21 protein-coding genes are annotated in these 19,401 nt (G+C 58.3%); 4 read left to right on the forward strand and 17 right to left on the reverse strand.

Annotated elements, in window-relative coordinates; translation table 11 throughout:
• Positions 1-12 precede the first annotated feature (12 nt).
• From parE to nudF, 5 genes are read right to left on the reverse strand one after another with little or no spacing between them, the layout of a single operon-like run.
• Positions 13-1,902, reverse strand: coding sequence for a DNA topoisomerase IV subunit B (parE, locus tag ABEA08_RS07950; protein WP_345334759.1), 1,890 nt, complete (start codon positions 1,900-1,902; stop codon positions 13-15).
• Positions 1,903-1,955: 53 nt separating this feature from the next.
• Entirely contained in the window at positions 1,956-2,576 is a 621-nt protein-coding gene (locus ABEA08_RS07955; protein WP_345334760.1) for a YqiA/YcfP family alpha/beta fold hydrolase, read from the reverse strand.
• Positions 2,577-2,621: 45 nt separating this feature from the next.
• On the reverse strand, positions 2,622-3,449 hold the full coding sequence (gene cpdA, locus ABEA08_RS07960) for a 3',5'-cyclic-AMP phosphodiesterase (RefSeq protein ID WP_345334761.1): 828 nt from the start codon (positions 3,447-3,449) through the stop codon (positions 2,622-2,624).
• A 2-nt stretch (positions 3,450-3,451) separates the two neighbouring features.
• Positions 3,452-3,910 (reverse strand): DUF1249 domain-containing protein, encoded by a 459-nt coding sequence (locus ABEA08_RS07965; protein ID WP_345334762.1) that lies wholly within the window; start codon positions 3,908-3,910, stop codon positions 3,452-3,454.
• The gene (gene nudF / locus ABEA08_RS07970) at positions 3,907-4,530 is read right to left on the reverse strand and encodes an ADP-ribose diphosphatase (RefSeq protein WP_345334763.1); all 624 of its coding nucleotides are present in this window, start codon (positions 4,528-4,530) and stop codon (positions 3,907-3,909) included. Before nudF ends, ABEA08_RS07965 begins: the two co-directional genes overlap by 4 nt.
• Positions 4,531-4,740: 210 nt before the next feature.
• Here nudF and tolC point away from each other — a divergent pair, with 210 nt between their 5' ends.
• A complete protein-coding gene (gene tolC / locus ABEA08_RS07975) occupies positions 4,741-6,078 on the forward strand; it encodes an outer membrane channel protein TolC (protein WP_345334764.1) in 1,338 nt (445 codons plus the stop codon).
• 98 nt (positions 6,079-6,176) lie between these two features.
• Here tolC and ABEA08_RS07980 read toward each other — a convergent pair whose 3' ends face one another.
• Genes ABEA08_RS07980 through ABEA08_RS07990 form a run of 3 tightly spaced genes read right to left on the reverse strand, consistent with a single transcriptional unit; the run spans position 6,177 to position 8,311 of the window.
• Positions 6,177-6,845, reverse strand: a complete 669-nt coding sequence (locus ABEA08_RS07980) for a TIGR04219 family outer membrane beta-barrel protein (protein ID WP_345334765.1) — start codon at positions 6,843-6,845, stop codon at positions 6,177-6,179.
• Positions 6,846-6,852: 7 nt separating this feature from the next.
• Positions 6,853-7,827, reverse strand: a complete 975-nt coding sequence (locus tag ABEA08_RS07985; RefSeq protein ID WP_345334766.1) for a DUF2333 family protein — start codon at positions 7,825-7,827, stop codon at positions 6,853-6,855.
• Positions 7,828-7,858: 31 nt separating this feature from the next.
• Positions 7,859-8,311 carry a copper chaperone PCu(A)C gene (locus ABEA08_RS07990; protein ID WP_345334767.1) on the reverse strand — a complete coding sequence of 151 codons (453 nt, stop codon included), beginning with the start codon at positions 8,309-8,311 and terminating at the stop codon, positions 7,859-7,861.
• Positions 8,312-8,370: 59 nt separating this feature from the next.
• Here ABEA08_RS07990 and ABEA08_RS07995 point away from each other — a divergent pair, with 59 nt between their 5' ends.
• Positions 8,371-9,111: an enoyl-CoA hydratase-related protein gene (locus ABEA08_RS07995; RefSeq protein WP_345334768.1), complete on the forward strand. Its 741-nt coding sequence runs from the start codon at positions 8,371-8,373 to the stop codon at positions 9,109-9,111.
• Positions 9,112-9,169: 58 nt separating this feature from the next.
• Here ABEA08_RS07995 and ABEA08_RS08000 read toward each other — a convergent pair whose 3' ends face one another.
• The 4 genes from ABEA08_RS08000 to dusA form a co-directional block, all read right to left on the reverse strand.
• Positions 9,170-9,346, reverse strand: coding sequence for a hypothetical protein (locus ABEA08_RS08000; protein ID WP_345334769.1), 177 nt, complete (start codon positions 9,344-9,346; stop codon positions 9,170-9,172).
• Positions 9,343-9,516: a PspC domain-containing protein gene (locus tag ABEA08_RS08005; protein ID WP_345334770.1), complete on the reverse strand. Its 174-nt coding sequence runs from the start codon at positions 9,514-9,516 to the stop codon at positions 9,343-9,345. The genes ABEA08_RS08000 and ABEA08_RS08005 overlap by 4 nt, the downstream gene beginning before the upstream one ends.
• 61 nt (positions 9,517-9,577) lie before the next feature.
• The gene (locus tag ABEA08_RS08010; RefSeq protein ID WP_345334771.1) at positions 9,578-9,892 is read right to left on the reverse strand and encodes a hypothetical protein; all 315 of its coding nucleotides are present in this window, start codon (positions 9,890-9,892) and stop codon (positions 9,578-9,580) included.
• Between the two features lie 295 nt (positions 9,893-10,187).
• Positions 10,188-11,162: a tRNA dihydrouridine(20/20a) synthase DusA gene (dusA, locus tag ABEA08_RS08015; RefSeq protein ID WP_345334772.1), complete on the reverse strand. Its 975-nt coding sequence runs from the start codon at positions 11,160-11,162 to the stop codon at positions 10,188-10,190.
• A 274-nt stretch (positions 11,163-11,436) separates the two neighbouring features.
• On the opposite strand from dusA, the gene ABEA08_RS08020 reads away from it, so the two are divergent.
• Positions 11,437-13,242 carry an AMP-dependent synthetase/ligase gene (locus ABEA08_RS08020; RefSeq protein WP_345334773.1) on the forward strand — a complete coding sequence of 602 codons (1,806 nt, stop codon included), beginning with the start codon at positions 11,437-11,439 and terminating at the stop codon, positions 13,240-13,242.
• 234 nt (positions 13,243-13,476) lie between these two features.
• On the forward strand, positions 13,477-14,580 hold the full coding sequence (locus ABEA08_RS08025; protein ID WP_345334774.1) for a phosphoribosylaminoimidazolesuccinocarboxamide synthase: 1,104 nt from the start codon (positions 13,477-13,479) through the stop codon (positions 14,578-14,580).
• Between the two features lie 175 nt (positions 14,581-14,755).
• On the opposite strand, the gene ABEA08_RS08030 is transcribed toward ABEA08_RS08025, so the two are convergent.
• The 5 genes from ABEA08_RS08030 to oppD form a co-directional block, all read right to left on the reverse strand.
• Entirely contained in the window at positions 14,756-14,998 is a 243-nt protein-coding gene (locus tag ABEA08_RS08030) for an HP1242/YdcH family protein (RefSeq protein WP_345334775.1), read from the reverse strand.
• A 197-nt stretch (positions 14,999-15,195) separates the two neighbouring features.
• Entirely contained in the window at positions 15,196-16,695 is a 1,500-nt protein-coding gene (locus tag ABEA08_RS08035; RefSeq protein ID WP_345334776.1) for a coiled-coil domain-containing protein, read from the reverse strand.
• 171 nt (positions 16,696-16,866) lie between these two features.
• The gene (locus ABEA08_RS08040; protein ID WP_345334777.1) at positions 16,867-17,373 is read right to left on the reverse strand and encodes a GNAT family N-acetyltransferase; all 507 of its coding nucleotides are present in this window, start codon (positions 17,371-17,373) and stop codon (positions 16,867-16,869) included.
• Between the two features lie 54 nt (positions 17,374-17,427).
• Entirely contained in the window at positions 17,428-18,429 is a 1,002-nt protein-coding gene (oppF, locus tag ABEA08_RS08045; protein WP_345334778.1) for a murein tripeptide/oligopeptide ABC transporter ATP binding protein OppF, read from the reverse strand.
• A complete protein-coding gene (oppD, locus tag ABEA08_RS08050; protein WP_345334779.1) occupies positions 18,426-19,397 on the reverse strand; it encodes an oligopeptide ABC transporter ATP-binding protein OppD in 972 nt (323 codons plus the stop codon). Before oppD ends, oppF begins: the two co-directional genes overlap by 4 nt.
• Between the last annotated feature and the right edge of the window lie 4 nt (positions 19,398-19,401).

A 19,401-nucleotide genomic window follows, 5' to 3' on the forward strand; every position in this document is an offset into this window, starting at 1 on the left:
CCGTCGCTATCCTTAATCCAGCTGGGCCAGATCACCCTTACTTTCCAGCCACTGCTTGCGATCGCCGGAGCGCTTCTTGGCCAGCAGCATATCCATTAATGCCATGGTGGCTTCCGCATCGTCCACGGTCAGCTGCACCAGCCGGCGGGTGTTGGGATCCATGGTGGTCTCGCGCAACTGGCCCGGGTTCATCTCACCCAGTCCCTTAAATCGGGTGACCTGGATCTTACCGCGCTTCTTCTCCGCCGCAAGGCGATCCAGAATGCCGTCGCGCTCATCCTCATCCAGGGCGTAATACACCTCCTTGCCCAGATCGATCCGGAACAAAGGCGGCATCGCCACATAGACGTGGCCCGCATTGACCATGGAGCGGTAATGCTGCATGAACAGCGCACACAGCAGTGTCGCGATGTGCAGTCCATCGGAGTCCGCATCGGCAAGGATACAAATTTTGCCGTAGCGCAGACCGGAGAGATCGTCCGAGTCCGGATCACAGCCGATCGCCACCGAGATATCATGCACCTCCTGCGAGGCCAACACCTGACCCGCGTCGACCTCCCAAGTGTTTAGAATTTTCCCGCGCAGCGGCAGGATCGCCTGGAACTCGCGATCCCGCGCCTGTTTGGCGCTGCCCCCTGCCGAGTCCCCCTCCACCAGGAACAGCTCGCCCTTGCTCGCGTCTTGACCGGAACAATCGGTCAGCTTGCCCGGCAGAGCGGGGCCGGAAGTGACCCGCTTACGCGCGACCTTCTTGGCCTTGCGCAAGCGGCTCTGGGCGTTGTTGATGCACAGCTCCGCCAGCAGTTCGGCGTTGTCGGTGTGCTCATTGAGCCACAGGCTGAATGCGTCGCGCACCACGCCGGAAACAAACGCCGAGGCCTGACGGGAGGACAAACGCTCCTTGGTCTGGCCGGCAAACTGCGGATCCTGCATCTTGGTCGACAAGACGTAGGCGGCCTTGTCCCAGATATCTTCCGGGCTCAGTTTGACGCCGCGGGGCAGCAGATTACGGAACTCACAGAACTCACGCATCGCCTCCAGCAAACCCTGACGGAAGCCGTTGACGTGGGTGCCGCCCTGCGCGGTTGGGATCAGGTTAACGTAGCTTTCGGTGATGCTGTCACCGCCTTCCGGCAGCCACAGCACCGCCCAATCCGCCGCTTCCAGATTGCCGGAGAAACTGCCAACAAACGGTGTTTCCGGCAGCTTGGGCCACTCCTTGACCGCGTCCATCAGGTAATCCTTCAGGCCCGCTTCGTAGTGCCACTCGTGGCTCTCGCCTTTGACCTTATCGTCAAAACGAATGCGCAAGCCCGGGCACAGCACAGCTTTGGCGCGCAGGCTGTGCGCCAGGCGGGTGGCTGAAAAGTTACCGGAATCAAAATAGCTGGCGTCCGGCCAGAAATGCACGCTGGTGCCGGTATTGCGCCGACCAACGGTGCCGGTCACCGTCAACGCTTCGACCCGGGCGCCATGCTCGAAGGCGATCTCATACACCTGCGCATCGCGGCGCACCTTGACGTTAACCCGCTTGGACAGCGCGTTGACCACGGAGATCCCCACGCCGTGCAGGCCGCCGGAGAACTCGTAGTTCTTATTGGAGAACTTACCGCCGGCGTGCAGTCGGGTCAGGATCAGCTCCACCCCCGGCACGCCCTCCTCCGGGTGGATATCCACCGGCATACCACGACCGTTATCGATCACTTCCAGCGACTGGTCGGCGTGCAGGATCACCTGGATCTCGCTGGCGTGGCCCGCCATCGCTTCATCAACACTGTTGTCGATGACCTCCATGCCCATATGATTGGGCCGGGTTGTATCTGTGTACATACCCGGGCGTTTCTGCACCGGCTCCAGTCCGCTGAGAACCTCAATCGCATCTGAGTTGTATTGATTGCTCATCAACTGTTCCATTTTTGGTGATCCGCCATCTTAGTCATGGCGGGGGTAAAGGTTCAACTGGTGCAGGGCTGAGCAACCGGCTCTAAGCCCAAAAACACCATGGCCGCGGGGATCTGCTGATCAAAGCCGACAAAGCTGTGATCGCCCCCAGGCTCAAGATACATCTCGCAACATTGATACTTGGCAACCGCCTGACGGTAATCCAGCACCTCATCGCCGCTTTGCAGCAGCACCCGATACGCCTCCGGGCGACGGATCAGCGGCGTATCTAAAGCCATTAGCTCGTCCATATGCTCAGGCTCAACTCGATAGGCTTCCCCGGTGTAGGGGTTGATCTGATCACCGAGCAGCTCCGTCAGCAACTCATAGGGCCGCACCGCCGGATTGATCAGCACCGCACGGATATCACCATCCGGGTAGGCCTCACTCAGCTGCTCCACCAGATAGCTGGCCATGTAGCCGCCCAGCGAGCTGCCCATCAATCGCAAAGGCTCACCCCGGGCTAAGGCCTGCTCGGCCATGGGCCAGATCTGCGCCATGGCCGCCGCAGGCGCGGTGGCCAGTTGCGGAATAGACACCACTTCAGCGGGGTAATGGCCAGCGAGATACTGCGCAACTTGTTGCGCCTTGGTGGAGCTAGGGGCACTGTTAAAACCGTGCAGATAGAGCAGCATGGGGAGCGTTCCTGTTCAGGCTCGATCGAAAACGCCTGCGGCTCGCTAATATCCGGAGGCACTGGGATCGGGAACAAACTGTCCCCCGATCAAGCGTTTGACTTGAGTTTCGATGCTACCATCCGGGCATAAACGCAGTAAACGATAGCCCGGCTGGCGTGGGTCCAGCACAAAACCGGCACTGCGCGGTAAAAACTGAATGCTGGTGGAAGGCACCGCCATCAAACGAATATGGTGGCTGAATTGATCCATCTCCTGATGGACGTGACCAAACACTACCCCTTTCACATTGGGGTAGCGCGCCAACAGCGCGAGAAACTCGGCACCGTTATCCAGGCTGTGTTGATCCAGCCAGGCACATCCCGTGGGCACCGGATGATGGTGTAACGCGATCAAGGTTGGTGTGGCTTGATCCTCGGCCAAAACCTGCTGCAACCAGCGTAGCTCCTCGAGCATGACATGGCCCGCCGGCAGTCCAGTCACGGCCGAGTTGAGCATCAATACCTGCCAAGCGCCGATTTGCACCCGACGTTGTACATGCACATGAGTCGGCGCTAACGCAGCGTGCATCAACTCAGCCTGATCGTGATTGCCTGGCAAGGAAAACACCGGCTTGGCCAGGGGCTCAACCAACTCAGCAAATCGCTGATAGGACTCCACGCTGTGATCCTGGCTCAGATCGCCGGTGGCCAGCACCGCGTCCACGCCCGCTTCGCCCCGCATCTGCTCCACCACCGCCCGTAGGCTGTTGTATGGATTGATCCCCAAAAACACGTTATCGCGCTCCGCAAACAGATGCGGATCGCTCAACTGGGCCAGGACAACGCTACCGTCATCAGCCTGGGGGATCAGTGTGTCCAATGCGTTACTCAAAATCAGCGACTCTCCTCGCGCGCGCTTATCAGCTGCCACTCACGGTGGGCAAATTGCTCCAATAATTCAGCAAGGAATAGATTAACCTGAAATTTTTCGTCACGCTGCTGCATCCTCGCATTTGGGTAAGGATAGGCGGGAAGCAAACGTAAAAAATGTTGACCAGTTAACACTTCTGCCATTAGGGCATCGTGATAGAGCCGGATCTCGATCCGTGCCGGTGCCACCAAAGGCAGCGGCGGCGCCAATCGCTCGACCGTCACCACTTCGGTGTAGCGGGTCTGCTCATTCACCGTCAGCTGCAGGATCAGCGCCTGCTGTGCATGCTGCCAGCGGTACTGCGCCACTTCGCCATTGACCCGCCGCGCCCGTGCCAACAATCGGCTCAAGTTACGATAATTACGGCTGTATAAGCGCAGCAAGCGATCCAGACTTGGGGCATAGCGTCGCGACGCCATCATGAGCCCGCCTCTGCCCCCCAACGACGGGCATGATTGAGAGCCAACCACTGCAAGCCCAACATGGTGCTGGCGTTGTCGATCACCCCCTGCTCTATCCACGCCAGTGCCTGCTCACGGGGCACCAAGTGCCGGCGGATATCCTCCTGCTCATGGGCCAAGCCAAACAACGCCTCACCCGCTTTCGCCTCCACTTCCGCCAGGAACAGATAGAGCCGCTCCGTACTTCCTCCGGGGCTCGATAGATAGCTGTAGATCGGTGTCAATGAGTGCGCTACCAGTCCCGCCTCCTCCATCAACTCCCGCCGAGCCACCTGTTCAGGCTCCTCCCCCAGCTCGATGATCCCGGCCACCAGTTCCAGCAGCCAAGGATTGTCCGAAGTGCGCATCGCCGGAACTCGAAACTGTTCGGTCAACACCACCAGATCGCGCTGAGGATCGTACGCCAAGACCACCACCGCATCGCCCCGCTCAAACACCTCACGGCTGATCAGCTCCGTTTCGCCGCCGGCAAACAATGGATGGCGAAAACGGATCTCCTCCATCCGAAAAAAGCCTTCAAATAGAGGCGCTATCGACTCAATCTGGACCATCTCTTTCGTGAATCGCTGTGGCGCTCGCATTCATCCCTTCCTTATACAATTACTTACAGCTTAGGTTCAGCGTACTCTGTTACACTTAGCCGCTAAATTAGCATTGACTTGATCGGTCGACATTCAGTTAACTATTGCTGTCAAAGTTTCGGTCGTCTAGGGGATTGTGTGGGGATCCACCCCTCACTCGAGACAACCCGGCCCCTTGGGTTGGTATCAGTAACAAATTAAGGATTGGTAATGAACCTCAAACTGCGCTCAGTTTGCGTGGCTGTTGGCTTGGCCTGCAGCTCTATGGCCGCTCACGCGGACGATCTGCTGCAGATCTATCAGCAAGCTCTCACCAAAGATCCGGTTTTACTGCAAGCGATGGCCAATCGCGATGCCGCCTACGAGGCCATTGGCCAGCGCCGTGCCAGCTTGCTGCCACAGCTGAATGCCACGCTGGACTACGGCAATACCTTTAAAAATGACAGTAACCCGGCCGCTGAAATACAAAGCGCCGGTGCAACGTTGCGCCTGAGCCAGAGCATCTATAACCACACCAACTACGTCAATCTGGATCTGTCCAAGCAGAGCGCCTCCCGCGCCGAGCTGCAATTCCAGCAAACCGAACAGGCGCTGATCGTTCGCGTTTCTCAGGCGTACTTCAACGTGCTGTCGGCCCAGGATAATCTGGACTTTGTTCGCGCCAACAAGCGTGCCATTGACCGCCAGCTCGAGCAAACCAAACAGCGTTTCGCCGTGGGCCTGACCGCGATCACCAACGTCCACGAAGCCCAGGCGCAGTACGATCTGGCCGTGGCCAATGAGATCAGCGCGGAAAACCGGTTGGAAAACAATTTTGAGGCGCTGCGTGAGATCACCGGCCTGAACCACAAACGTCTCAACGTACTGGATACGGCCCGCTTTAGCCCAAGTGCGCCGACTCCGGCGAACCACGAAGGCTGGCAAGCGATCGCGGAAGAGTCCAGCCTGTCACTGCTGATCAGCCGTTTGGCGGTTGAGATCTCCAAGCAGCAGATCAACCTGGCCAAAACTGGCCACCTACCCAGCGTCGGCTTAACCGCCAATCTGGGCCAAAGCTATGACGTTGAAAACAGCTGGAGCAGCGCCGACAGCGGCAACATCGGCGTTCAAGTCTCCGTCCCCCTGTTCAGCGGCTTTAACGTGACCAGCCAGGTTAAGCAAGCACAAGCCAACTATGTCGGCGCCCAGCAGGGCATGGAAGAGAGCTTCCGCTCCGTGGTGCGCAGCACCCGTGCTAGCCTGAACAACGTCAACGCTGGCCTGAGCTCTATCCGCGCCTATGAGCAATCTGTCGTATCCGCGGAGAGCGCCCTGAAAGCCACCGAAGCGGGCTTTGAAGTGGGCACCCGTACCATCGTTGAAGTGCTGGACTCCACCCGTCAGCTGTACAGCGCCAAGCAGCAGCTGGCTGATGCCCGCTACAACTACATCATCTCCTCGCTGACGCTGAAACAAGCGGCAGGTACCCTGTCTGAAGACGATCTGGCGATGATCAACAAGGGTCTGCGCCCGGCCACCTCCGCCGACAACGACGGTGATGCTAAGTAATCACCTCACCACTGCGTGAGCCACAAAAAACCCGCCATTCGGCGGGTTTTTCGTATGGCTTGCCAGCAGAACTGACAAGCCACGCTCTGAGCTGACGCTTAGAAGTTCAGCTCGGCGCCCATAAACCAGCCATCCTGCACCACATCGACGTTCACGCCATTAAAGCGACGCACATCAAAGTCGTGCTGACGGTAGCCCGCTTTCAGGTTCAGATCCAACGCGATCAGGCCCATGCTGTAGCCCATGCCCAGCTGGAAATCGCTGATCTGCTTGCGGTTGTAGTTGGTCAGGCTGACGTCAGCAAACGCAAACAGGCCGGTGCCGACCAGGTTCACGCGGCTGCGGGCGTACCCCATCAGCACACCTTTATCCAGATCGGTCGACGCCCAATCGCCGGTTTCGCGGGCTTCACCGCTGTAGAGGCGGTAGTTCATGCCCAGATCCAGCTCAACCCCGGTGTTGTCCAGCAACTGGTAGTAGAACACGAAATCGGTGTTGGACAGATCCAGCTCATTGCCGGCTGCGGTGGTGCCCATCTGGTTGTAACGGATCATCAGATTCGGCACCAGCGGGATAAAGTGCTCAAACGCCGCGTAGGCACTCAAACGGCTCTTGTCATTCCAGTTTTGTGTGTCGGAAGACAGGCTACCGTCGGTGGCAACGAAAAACAGATCCATCCCGACCTTGGCGCCCAAAAAATCGGCCTGTGCTGGCATCGCCAGACCGGCTGCCAGAGCTACTGCCATTACGCTCGGCTTTAATTTCATGTGTTATTTACCCTTGTGTTAATAATTGCTTCAAATCAATAAGCGCCGCATTGGCGCGAGAAATGTAATTGGCCATCACCAACGAGTGATTGGCCACGAGGCCGAAACCGCCCCCGTTTAAGATCATGGGGCTCCAGACCGTGTCCTGGGTTGCCTCCAATTCGCGGATGATCTGCTGCAGGCTGATCCGCGCATTCTTCTTATCCAGCACCGGACCAAAATCCTGTTCGATCGCACGCATGAAAGCCAACAAGGCCCAGCAGTTGCCGCGGGACTCGTAGAAGACATCATCGATCTTCCACCAACTGGTGCGGATCTCGCTGCTGCTCGACGTGCCCGTCGACTGTCGTGCCGCCTCGTCGCCGGCCAGATCGGTGTTGAGTCGCTCCTGCCCAACGCTCGCCGCCAATCGCTGCGACAGGCTACCTAGGCGCTTTTCCACCATATCCAGATAACTCACCAAGTTATCGGCACGGGCATAGAACTGACCCTGTTGATCGCCCTGATCTAAGATCCGCCCCCGGTAGCGCTCCAGCGCGCGAATGCCATCCCGGTACTCAGACTCAGCCCGAGGCACCATCCAACTGCGGTGATCGATATTGAATTTGGGCTGCGCGATCTGCAGATCCTTATCCTCGGTCGACTGCGATTGCGAGCGAGCAAAGTCACGCCGCATCACCAGCACAAGATCACGCAGCTGCTCCAGCGCGCCAAACTCAAACGCCGGCATGTTGTCCATCAACACCGACGGCGGCAGCACGTCATTGGACAGGAAGCCGCCCGGCTTATCCAGCAAGGTGGCGCCCACCAGGATCGCCGCCGAGGTTGTGGCATAACCGACCACCGCTTCCTGCTCTGGCGGCTGCAGCTGAGCGTGAGTGATCATGTCCGGCTCAACACTCCACCACACGGCGATCAGGTAATTGATCAATACGATCGCCATCACGATCAGGCCAATACGCTTCGGGGTCACACGTTCCATAGCTCGCTCTCCAATCATTGACGCTGGTCGCTCAGTGGTGATGATGATGATGCTGGTGCTCGGCCTGATTCAGATCCCGGACGGCAAACGTCACCGTCAGCGGCGCCTGTCGTTCAAACCGCAACTGACACTGCAGGGTTTGGCCGATCTCAGGTTGTTGCTCCAACCCCATCATCATTAAATGGTAGCCCCCCTGCGTCAGCGCCACCGCTTCGCCTTGAGGCAAAACAATGGCCTCAACCGGGCGCATCTTCATCACCCCATCCTGCTCTAAGATGGTGTGGATCTCCGTGGTCTTCACCCCGTCACACTGCGCCGCCAGCAAACGATCGCTGCCGCTGTCACTGGTCAAAATAAGATAACCGGCCGTATTCGGCACCCCAGGTGGCATCGCCCGCACGTGAGGGTCCTCGACCGAAACCGCCGCCCACGCAGATGCACTGGACAGCGCCAGCCCCCCTAATCCAAACAAACGTTTTAACATACCGTCTCTTCCCTTAAACTGTTGTGAAACATGGACGCCAATCCCGTGCAGGAGCCCCGATGGAACCCATCCTTTGCCACCTTGACGATGCCGTCATGGTACTGAGCCTCAATCGACAGAACAAGCGTAACGCACTGACACAGCATATGTATTCTGAGCTATGTCACCACCTTGAACGCGCTAATGACGACCCTTCAATCAAAGCCATCCTGTTTCAGGGGCAGACCGATTGCTTCTGTGCTGGCAACGATCTGCACGACTTTCTTAACTTAACGCAGTTAGATCAGGATACGCCGGTGATCCGCTTTTTGCGCCTGCTGCCTCGGATCAACAAACCCATGCTCGCCGCCGTCGCCGGCCCGGCCGTTGGGATCGGCACCACCCTGCTGCTGCATTGCGATCTGATCGTCGCCACCGCCGACAGCAAACTGGCCCTGCCCTTTGTCAATCTTGGCATCGTACCGGAAGCCGGCTCCAGCACCCTGTTACCAGCGCTGGTGGGCTACCAAAAGGCCGCCGAGCTGCTCTTACTGGGCAAGCCCTTCAGTGGCGAACAGGCTCACCAATGGGGGCTGATCAATCAACTCTGTCCCGCCGAAACTCTGCTGGAAACCGCCCTCGGTTTGGCCCATTCCATTGCCCGAAAGCCGCCGCTGGCTCTGGCCGACACCCTCTCGCTGCTGCGTCATGCCCGGCCAAAGGATCTCACGCAGGTGGTGGATCGCGAGATCGCCCTATTCACCGAGCGCGTCCACAGCGACGAAGCCCGCGCCATCATCGCCGGCATGGTGCGCAAATGAAAAAAAGCCCCGGCATAAGCCGGGGCCAACAGACTCACGCCGGGAACGTGACGTGATATTAATGGTGCCACCAGCGCCAAAGCAGGGGCAGCAACAGCAAGGAGGCCAACCACCACGCCTGCGACCAATCCATCATCGCCAGCGACCAGAGATCCACCCATCCGACCAAGGCGATCAATGCCAGAACCAACAACAGCGTTAAAACAACCAGTATCACCGTGAAGAGCGAATTCATGAGCGCGGCATGATCCAAGCGGCCAGCAGATAAAGCACCACCACCATCAGCGGTGCCACCCAAACCAACAGCAGCGTCGCCACCCGGGTCCAGCCCACATGCCACTCCAACCGCGCCGCCAATCCGGCGATCACCCCAAAGATCCACTTATTCGTTACTGAACGTGCCATGTTCACTCCCCCTTATCGACACCGCCACTGCGAACGGGCGCCGGTTGCGGCGCCCTCTCCCTTACTTGGCCCCAAACTGAACCGTCGCCGCATCGTGGGCCGCCACACTCCGACTTGGCAGCGTCAGGCTTTGCTCGGCAGAGTGCTGCGCCGCCAGCAAGGCCTCAGCAGCGATGGTCTGACGGGTTTGTGCAAAGCTGCTCTGCAGCGTCTCCGTCAGCTCAGTGGCGGGCTCGGCGACCAGCGTAAATTCGAGATCGCCGACACTTTCATGGGCCAACTGCTGCGCCTCAACCCGGGCTTCACTGGCGATGGCCTGTGTGGTTTGTGCAAAGCCGGCTCGCAGTGACAGATCGATCGCTTGGGCCAGCGTCATGGTTTGTCCTGCCTGCGCGGTCCCAGCCGACACAGCCAAAGCAATAACGGAACAACGAACCAAAGAAGTAAACGCAGACATGGTAGTAACCTCAGTTATCAATGAAAGACGACTAAAGGGATTGCAGAGGGCATGCCAACTTTCACAAAAACTGCAAGCCACTGATTCTATGGGCTTTTTATAGAGTGCAACGTAAGTCGTCACACAAGGAGAGGGAGCTGGGAGCGAGGAGAAATAAAGAAATGGCGGAATTCACCACACCCGTGGTTAATTCCGCCATCGACTGCATCTAAGGTTATGCCGCCTGTGCATCCGCAGGCAGAGAAGCCAATGCCGCTGCCAGGATCTGCGCATCGGCACCCGGCAGATGCGCGTTCTGCGCCAGGTAGCGGCGCCACTGACGGGCGCCCGGCATACCATTAAACAAACCGAGCATATGACGGGTCACGTGATTGGCACGGCCGCCTTGCGCAATATGGCGCTCCAGATAAGGGATCATCCGTTCGACCACTTGCGCGCGACTCAGCGGAGTCGAAGTCGCGCCATACAGCCGGCTGTCGACGCCCGCCATCATATAAGGGTCTTGATACGCCTCCCGGCCCACCATCACGCCATCCAAGTGCTGCAGGTGCACTTCACACTCATCCAGGCTCTTCACGCCGCCGTTCACCGAGATGTTCAGAGCAGAGAAATCCCGCTTGATCTGATAAGCGCGGTCATAATTGAGCTCAGGGATCTCCCGGTTCTCTTTCGGGCTCAAGCCTTTGAGCCAAGCCTTGCGGGCGTGGATGGTAAAAATATCACAGCCGGCCTCGGCCACGGTGCCGACGAAATCGGTCAGAAAGCCATAGCTGTCCTGCTCATCAATGCCGATGCGGGTTTTTACCGTCACTGGAATGTCCACCACGTCACGCATCGCCGTCACGCACTCGGCCACGAGTGCCGGCTCCGCCATCAAACACGCACCAAAGCGACCGTTCTGCACCCGATCCGACGGGCAACCAACATTGAGGTTCACTTCGTCATAGCCACGCTCCGCCGCCAGTTTGGCGCAATGCGCCAAGTCCTGCGGGTTGCTGCCACCCAACTGCAGCGCCAGCGGGTGCTCCTCCTCGTTAAACGCCAGGTAGTCACCCTTGCCATGAATAATGGCGCCTGTGGTCACCATCTCGGTATAAAGCAGCGCTTCGCGCGAGATCAGCCGAGCAAAGTAACGATAATGTCGATCTGTCCAATCGAGCATAGGGGCAACGGAAAAGGTGCGCTTCATCGAGAACCTCATGAGGAATTTTGGGGGTGCGTATTCTACAAAAGCCCGCTGCAAATGCACAGGTGAATTTTTAAACGCTCTCAGTGTCGCACCATTTGCCGCAGTGAAGACTCTCGCAGCGACGGCATGCCACCAACCTCGCCTGCGACCCAGTCCTAAAGCCTCCCACTTTTATGTGATCCACTGCAGCAAAGTTGAACAATGATGGTCACGCCAAATGCTCCATTACGCCTAGCATGGAACAAACACTCTAATAACAACGCTTGGAGCGCTCATGTCCGTCGATCTGGCCCCTTTTCACCTATCCCGTCTGTTGGCCCAACAGATCACACAGCGTGGAGATAAAAAAGCGCTGCAATATCAACAGGACGATCAGTGGCTCAGCCTCACTTGGTCAGAGTTAGATTCGCAGATCACCCAACTGTCCCACGCCTTGCTGACCATGGACGTGGCGGTTCAGGACAAGGTAGGGATCTTCAGTGCCAACAGCCTGGCCTGGGTTCAGACCGATCTGGCGCTCATGCGACTGCGCGCGGTCAGCGTCCCGATATACGGCACCAGTACGGTCGAGCAGCTGAGCTACATCATCAATGACGCCGAGATCGCCGTGCTGTTTGTCGGCGATCAGGACCAATACGATAAGGCGTGTCAGGCCGCTAGCGAATGCCCGAGCCTAAAGACCCTAGTGTTGATGTCCGACACCATCGCGCCGGCCGACGGCGCTTTGCCAAGCCTCCCCCTGGCCCAGCTGCTGGCGCAAGACAATGCCGAGCAGGCCGAGACACTGGCTGCCCGCCAGCTCGATCCGGATCTGAACGAGCTGCTGACCCTGCTCTACACCTCTGGCACCACCGGCGAGCCCAAGGGGGTGATGTTGACGCATCGCAATCTGGCCGCATTGGTGCAGCAGCATCAATTAATGGTGCCACTGGAGCCCGATACCCTGTCGCTGTCGTTCCTGCCGCTGTCCCATATCTATGAGCGTGGCTGGAGCCTCTATGTGCTGTGCAGCGGCGGCTGTAACGCCTATGTCAGCGATCCAGCGACGGTGCAACAAGCGATGCAGACAGTAAAACCCGAGGTGATGTGCGCCGTACCGCGCCTGTTTGAGAAGATCCACAGCACCATTATCGGAAAGGTGGCTCAGGCTCCGCTGCTCAAGCGTCTGCTGTTTCGCTGGTCGTTGGATCAGGGCCGGCGTCAATTCAAGGCCGATCAGGCCGGTCACACCCGCATCAAGCTGGGCCAGCTGTACTACGCCATCGCCGATAAACTGGTACTGAGCAAGCTGCGCGACGCCCTCGGTGGCAACTTCAAGTTCGTCTCCGCTGGCGGCGCCCGTCTGGACGATCAGATCAACCAGTTCTTCCAGTACATCGGCATTCCGCTGCTCAATGGTTACGGCGCGACCGAAACCAGCGCCACGGTCAGCTGCAACCGGCTCGATCGGATCGCCACCACAGGGGTGGGACTGCCACTGCCGGATCTTCAGGTCCGGATCGGCGAAGAAGACGAGATCCTAGTCAAAGGCCCGACCGTCATGCCCGGCTACTACAACCGCCCAGAAGACACCGAGGCGGCCTTCGTCGATGGCTGGTTCAAGACCGGCGACGCCGGCTACCTGGATAACCAGGGCCGACTGCACATCACCGATCGCATCAAGGAGCTGATGAAAACCTCCAACGGCAAATACATCGCCCCGCAACGGGTCGAGGGCATGGTCGCGCTGGAGCCTTGGGTGGAGCAGATCGCCATCATCGCCGACGGTCGCAACTTTGTCTCTGCGTTGATCGTGCCGGACTTTGCCGCTTTGGCACAGTGGGCCAAAGGCCAGGCGCTGACGTTTGCCAACGACGCCGAGCTGGTGGCGTTGCCCCAGATCCAGGCCGAAATGGAGCAACGAGTGATGACGGCTCAAGCTGAGCTGGCCCGTTTCGAGCAGATCAAGCAGATCACCCTGCTGCCACGGCCGTTTAGTATGGATCAGGGCGAGTTGACCCCGACCCTGAAGCTGCGCCGCCGGATCATCAATGAGATCTTCGCCAGTGAGATCGAAGCCATGTATCGCCGCAGTCACTGATCCGAGAGACTGCTCCTGGCCGGGCACGTCCCGGCCTTTCCCTCTCGCTTGCGCCCAAGCAGAACAGCCTGTTCGGCTAAAAATTCAACGCCAAACTTTGGCGAGCAAAGCAACTCTGCTATCATGCCGCCCATCAGGAAATAGGCTCGCAAGTGCCTGCACCCAAAGAGCTATTCAACAAAGAAGCCCGGTGTTTTCCTAACCCTACAACCCCCAAAACACAGGACAGCGATCATGAGTCTTGCCGACCAGGTATTGGCCGTAAACAACGATCTTCCCATCCGCACCGATCTGCCGGTTCATTCCGGCAAGGTCCGCTCCGTCTACTGGCTGACCGAAGCCGACAGCAAACGTCTGATCAAAGAGAAAGGCTACAACGTCGCCGAAGATGCGCCGCTGGCGATCATGGTGATCTCCGATCGGATCTCCGCCTTCGATTGCATCTGGCACGGCGAAGGCGGCATGAACGGTGTCCCAGGCAAGGGCGCAGCCCTCAATGCCATCTCCAATCACTGGTTCAAGCTATTCAAACAGCAGGGCCTGGCCGACAGCCACATTCTCGATATCCCGCATCCGTTTGTCTGGATCGTACAAAAAGCCAAACCCGTGATGATTGAGGCGATCTGCCGCCAGTACATCACCGGCTCCATGTGGCGCGCCTACACCAAAGGCGAACGCGACTTCTGCGGCATCCAACTGCCGGAAGGGCTGGAGAAGGATCAAAAACTGCCAGAGCTGCTGATCACCCCCTCCACCAAGGGCATTTTGGAAGGCATTCCCGGTGTGCCTGCGGTGGATGACGTCAACATCACCCGTCAGAACATCGAAGACAACTTCGAAGCCTTTAACTTCCGCAGTCAAGACGACATCGCCCGCTACGAGGTACTGCTGAAGCAAGGGTTTGATCTGATCTCCGATGCGCTGGCGCAGCTGGACCAGATCTTCATCGACACCAAATTTGAGTTTGGCTATGTCACCGATGCCGCCGGCCAAGAGAAGCTGATCTACATGGACGAAGTCGGCACGCCGGATTCCTCCCGCATTTGGGACGGACCCAGCTACCGTGAGGGCAAAGTGGTGGAGAACTCCAAGGAGGGCTTCCGCCAACTGCTGCTGAGTCACTTCCCCGATCCCGACATTCTACTCAACAAAGATCGGATGGAAGAGCGCAGCGCCCTGGCGCGCGATAACGCCCTGCCCACCGACGTACTGATGGCGGTCTCCAAGACCTACACCGACATTGCAGCCAAGATCACCGGTGAGCCAATCGTCTTGTCAGACAATCCCAAAGCCGAGATCGTCACCATCTTGCGCGAGCAGTACGACTTGATCGACTGATCCCCCAAACACCCAGCACAAGGGAGGCCAGCGGCCTCCCTTTTTCATTCTTGTGGCCCTTACTGTGATCAGGGCGTCGCCCATGGCACGCCACAGACATCCGCTCTCGACGCAAGCCGCCAACGAGAATACGCCAACAAGTCAGGCCCAAAAACAATAAAACCGCCTCAGGCGGTTATGCGGATCGCTGGATCTGGCTGTACAGCGTGTCCTTTAAGGTTAATCGCTGACGTTTAAGGGTTTCCAGATGATCATCCGCCGCATTCTCCAACCCCTCTTCGATACGCCGGACCTGACGATCTAACTCATGGTATTGATTGTACTGTTGGTGAAACTGGTCATTGGTGAGGTTAAGCTCCTGAATACGCTCAACATGTGCGGGGAATTCGTTCACCAAACTGTGATCCTGAATTATCATCACTCGCTCCTTTGATTGGCAGGTTCCTGTTCATACTGCCACCAGATCCCGCCCCCATGGTTTGACTGAAATCAGAAAACAGTCAGATCGGACTGCGTTGCTCGGCCCCTGAGCCTCCCCCTCTCAGCGTTGATCCGGATGGATCAAAAAAGGGAGGCCGAATGGCCTCCCTGGTTGCAGACAAGGGGATCAAACGATCACTCCGCGATCTGCTCTTCATCGTCCTGCTCAACCTCAACGGCGGCCGGTGCGACTTGGGTCTCAGCATCCGCCACTTGGGTTTCGTTGCTCAAAGTCTCTTCAACTACCTGCTCAGCGTCAACCGCAGCCACGTCAGAGGCCACAGCCGCGTCAGCCGCTACCGCGTCTTCAACGGCTTGCTCTGTCGCTAACGCTGCGGTTTCCGCCAGCTCGGCTTCTTCTTCCACCGCTTCAACGTCTACCGCCTCGGTGGCCAGCTCCGCCTCAACCGCGTCGGCTTGAGCCGCTTCCTGAGCCAAGATCTCAGCCTCTTCAGCCTGGATCTGAGCCAACTGCGCAGTCAACGCTTGTTGCTGAGTCTGCAGTTGGGCCACCAAGCTCTCCAGCTCTGCGACCTTACCATTCGCCTGCTCAGATTGGGCCGTCAGGGTTTGCACCTGCTCAACCGACTCGGCCAGCGCCGCTTTGGCATTGGCCAGCTCAGTGCGCAGCGCTTCCAGTTGTGGCTGCTCCTGCTCCAGCGTCGAGCGGATGTGCTCGTCCAGCAGCTTAGCTTGCTTGGCGATAGAGTTATCACGCAGATCGCTCAGTTCCAGGGCCTCGCGGATCCGGTTTAGATGACGCTCAAAACCCAGCAGGTAACGTTCGTAGTCCTGCATCTCATGAGCGTCTAGGTATTTCACGTCCTTACCGATATGCTCCGCATGGCGGATAGCAAAATCGGTGGCAGCCGCCATCTCCAAGATCCGCGCTTCATTCCGTGGTTGCTCATTGATAAAGGCACGCGCGGCGTTGTAGCTTGCAACCGCAGACGCGTAAGTCTGTGGTGCCGCCACGTCGATCAGCTCGTTTTGCAGTTCACGAAGCTTCGCCTGGTGGCCAGTCAAGTGAATGGCGGTAACGGTGCGCACTTCCACACGACGCTGTTCACGCAATAGGCCAGGCAAGCCTTTAACCGCATCGTCTTTACGATCAGAAGCGATCGCATCCACCAAACTCTTCAGCATGGTTTCGGTTTCGCCAAACTGGTTGGCATAGCGCTCGTCGGCGCCCATCTCAACCAGGATCTCGCGGTTCTCCAGCGCCGTCGCCAGCACCTGTTGGGCATCCAGACGTATCTGAGTTGCCGTGTTCAGCGCCTGTGAGGCCTGCAACAACGCAGCATCCAGCGCTTGTTGGCGCGTGGTTGAATTGAACATACCCAGCCGCTCAGTCAAACGATCCGGCGCGCCCACGACCACTTGGTACTGCTCTTCCGCTTCAGCCCAAGCTTCGTCAGCCGCTGCCAGATGGGCAGTCGCATACCAACGCAGCTCTTCGTCTTCCAGCATGGGTTTGAGCGCATCACGGCGGGATTCGATCGCCGCAACGGCTGATAGACGCTGGGCCTGTAGCTCAGACGCCTGCTGCGGATCGATATCGGTTGAGGCACAGCCTGTTACGCCGAGGGCCAGAACGACCGCAAGCGCCAGCGACTTGTTATTATGAACGGACATGAATATTCTCACGGACAACAAAATGGCCGAGGATTGTACCACTAAGGCGCCACGGCAAAGATTGCTATACCATTAAATTTCAGTTAGTTGATTAATGGTCACGCAACCAAGTAAGCCATCTCTTACAGGTACTGGCATTCAGCTTAAAAGAGCAACGGCTTTTGATTAATATCACGCCACCGCCTGCGGCACGGTCAACTCACAAACTGCGAGATCAACGCCATCCTGTGCCGTCCCCCAACCGCATTTCTCCAGCATCCGCAACGCAGCGCCATTCTGATGGAGGAGCTGAGCCAGGATCGGACTGATCGCCAAGTCGTGCTGCGCGTGCTCAATCAGCACCGGCAGCGCCTCTGTACCAAACCCATTCGAACGCCAAGCGGGCAATATCGCGATCCACGCGCCGTACTCGGCTTGGCCCGCACACTGGGCCACCCCGGCAAAGCCAACCACCTCTTCACTCTGACGCACACTCAGCGCCAGCAAGCCGATGGCAAGCCGAGGGTCGTCACAGATCCGCTGGCGCAACCAAAGCGCGCACTCCTCGTGCCCCCAACTCTGCCCATCCCCCAGATAACGCATGGAGTCCGGATCGCTAAACAAGGCCACCATCGGTGCCAGATCGGACGCCTGTACAGTGCGAAGCATCAGTCGCGGTGTATGCAAACATATCGGCATGGTTTTCTCCTTAAAACCAAAACAAAAAGGCGTCGCAAAAGCGACGCCTTAAACTCAGGATGCCACTGCGACATCGAAGCGGGGACAGGCCACATGATGGGTGCCCCCCAAGGATTGCAACAGCGGTCGCTCGATACTGCACTGCTCCCCAACCGACGGACAGCGGGTGCGGAACACGCAGCCCGACGGCGGCGAGATGGGCGAAGGCAACTCGCCCTCGAGCAGGATGATCTGCTTATTGCGCTCACCCTCGGGATCCGGCTCCGGCACCGCCGACAGCAGCGCGCGGCTGTAGGGGTGCGATGGGTTGCCATACAGCTCGGCGGAACTGCCGGTTTCCACCTGGTTGCCCAGATACATCACCATGACCCGATCCGAGATGTGTTTCACTACGGACAGATCGTGAGCAATAAACACCAGTGACAGGCCCATCTCCCGCTGCAAGTCTTTGAGCAGGTTCACCACCTGCGCCTGAATGGACACATCCAGCGCCGACACCGGCTCATCGCAGATCACCAACTTAGGCCGCAGGATCAGCGCCCGGGCAATGCCAATGCGCTGGCACTGGCCACCGGAGAACTCATGCGGATAGCGGTTGATGACATTGGGCAGCAAACCGACTTTGGCCATCATAGCCCGCACTTCAGAGACGATCCGCTCTTTGTCCCATTCGGGATAGTAGTTGCGCAGCGGCTCGGCAATGATGTCGCCGACGGTCATCCGTGGGTTGAGTGAGGCCAGCGGATCCTGGAAGATCATCTGCACGTCTTTGCGCAGCGCTTTCATCGCCGCCGGATCGGCGTGATCCACTTTCTTGCCGTCAAACCACACCTCGCCTTCCGCGACCGGCACCAGGCCGATCAACGCACGGGCCAGGGTGGATTTGCCACAGCCGGACTCGCCCACCACGCCCAAGGTTTCACCGGGCTGCACATCGAAGCTCACGCCATCGACGGCTTTGAGCTGCGGCACCGGATCCCAAGGCCACTTCTGTGCTTTTTTAATGCCAAAGCGCACTTTAATGCCTTTGGCTTCGAGTAACGGTTGCGTGCTCATGCGGCCACCTCTTCAATCGACTTGTGACAGGCACGCTGACGGTTGCCGTCAAACTGCACCAAGGACGCCGGCTCGGCATGACACCGCTCGGATACGTTGCCGCACCGCGCACTGAACGGGCAGCCCGGCGGCAAGGCCATCAGGTTGGGCGGATTGCCAGGGATGGTCGGCAGCGCCGCCTCATTCCCCTCCAGACGTGGAATGGCGGACAGCAGGCCTTTGGTGTACGGGTGGCTGGGACGATAAAACACATCGTCGGTGCTGCCGTATTCCATGGTTCGGCCGGCGTACATCACCATCACCTTGTCACACAGACCGGCGACTACGCCCAGATCGTGGGTGATCATAATGATGGCGGTGCCCAGCTCGTCTTTGAGCTCATTGAGCAGCTCTAGGATCTGCGCCTGCACCGTCACGTCCAGGGCGGTAGTGGGCTCATCGGCGATCAACAACTTGGGCTCACACAGCAGCGCCATGGCGATCATCACCCGCTGGCGCATGCCGCCAGAGAATTCATGGGGGTACATATCCATGCGCTTCTCGGCTTCGGGCATTTTGACCGCTTGCAGCATCTTGACGCTGCGCTCATAAGCGGCCTTCTTGCTCATGCTCTTGTGCAGGATCAACACCTCCATCAACTGCGCGCCGACCTTCATATATGGATTTAGCGCGGTCATGGGATCCTGGAAGATCATGGCGATCTGCTCGGCGCGGATCTTATTGAGCGCCTTGCTCGGCAAGCCGAGGATCTCCTCACCGTTAAACTGGACCGAGCCCTGGGTCAGGCCGTTTTTCGCCAGCAGGCCCATGATGGCGAAGGCGGTCTGGCTCTTGCCGGAGCCGGACTCGCCGACAATGCCCAAAGTTTGGCCTGGGGCCAACTCGAAGCTGAGTTTGTCCACCGCGGTAACGTTGCCGTCCGGCGTGGTGAACTGAACATTGAGATCGGAAACTTTCAGTAAGCTCATAACG

The sequence above is a fragment of the Ferrimonas pelagia genome (assembly GCF_039543565.1).
GTDB lineage: Bacteria > Pseudomonadota > Gammaproteobacteria > Enterobacterales > Shewanellaceae > Ferrimonas > Ferrimonas pelagia.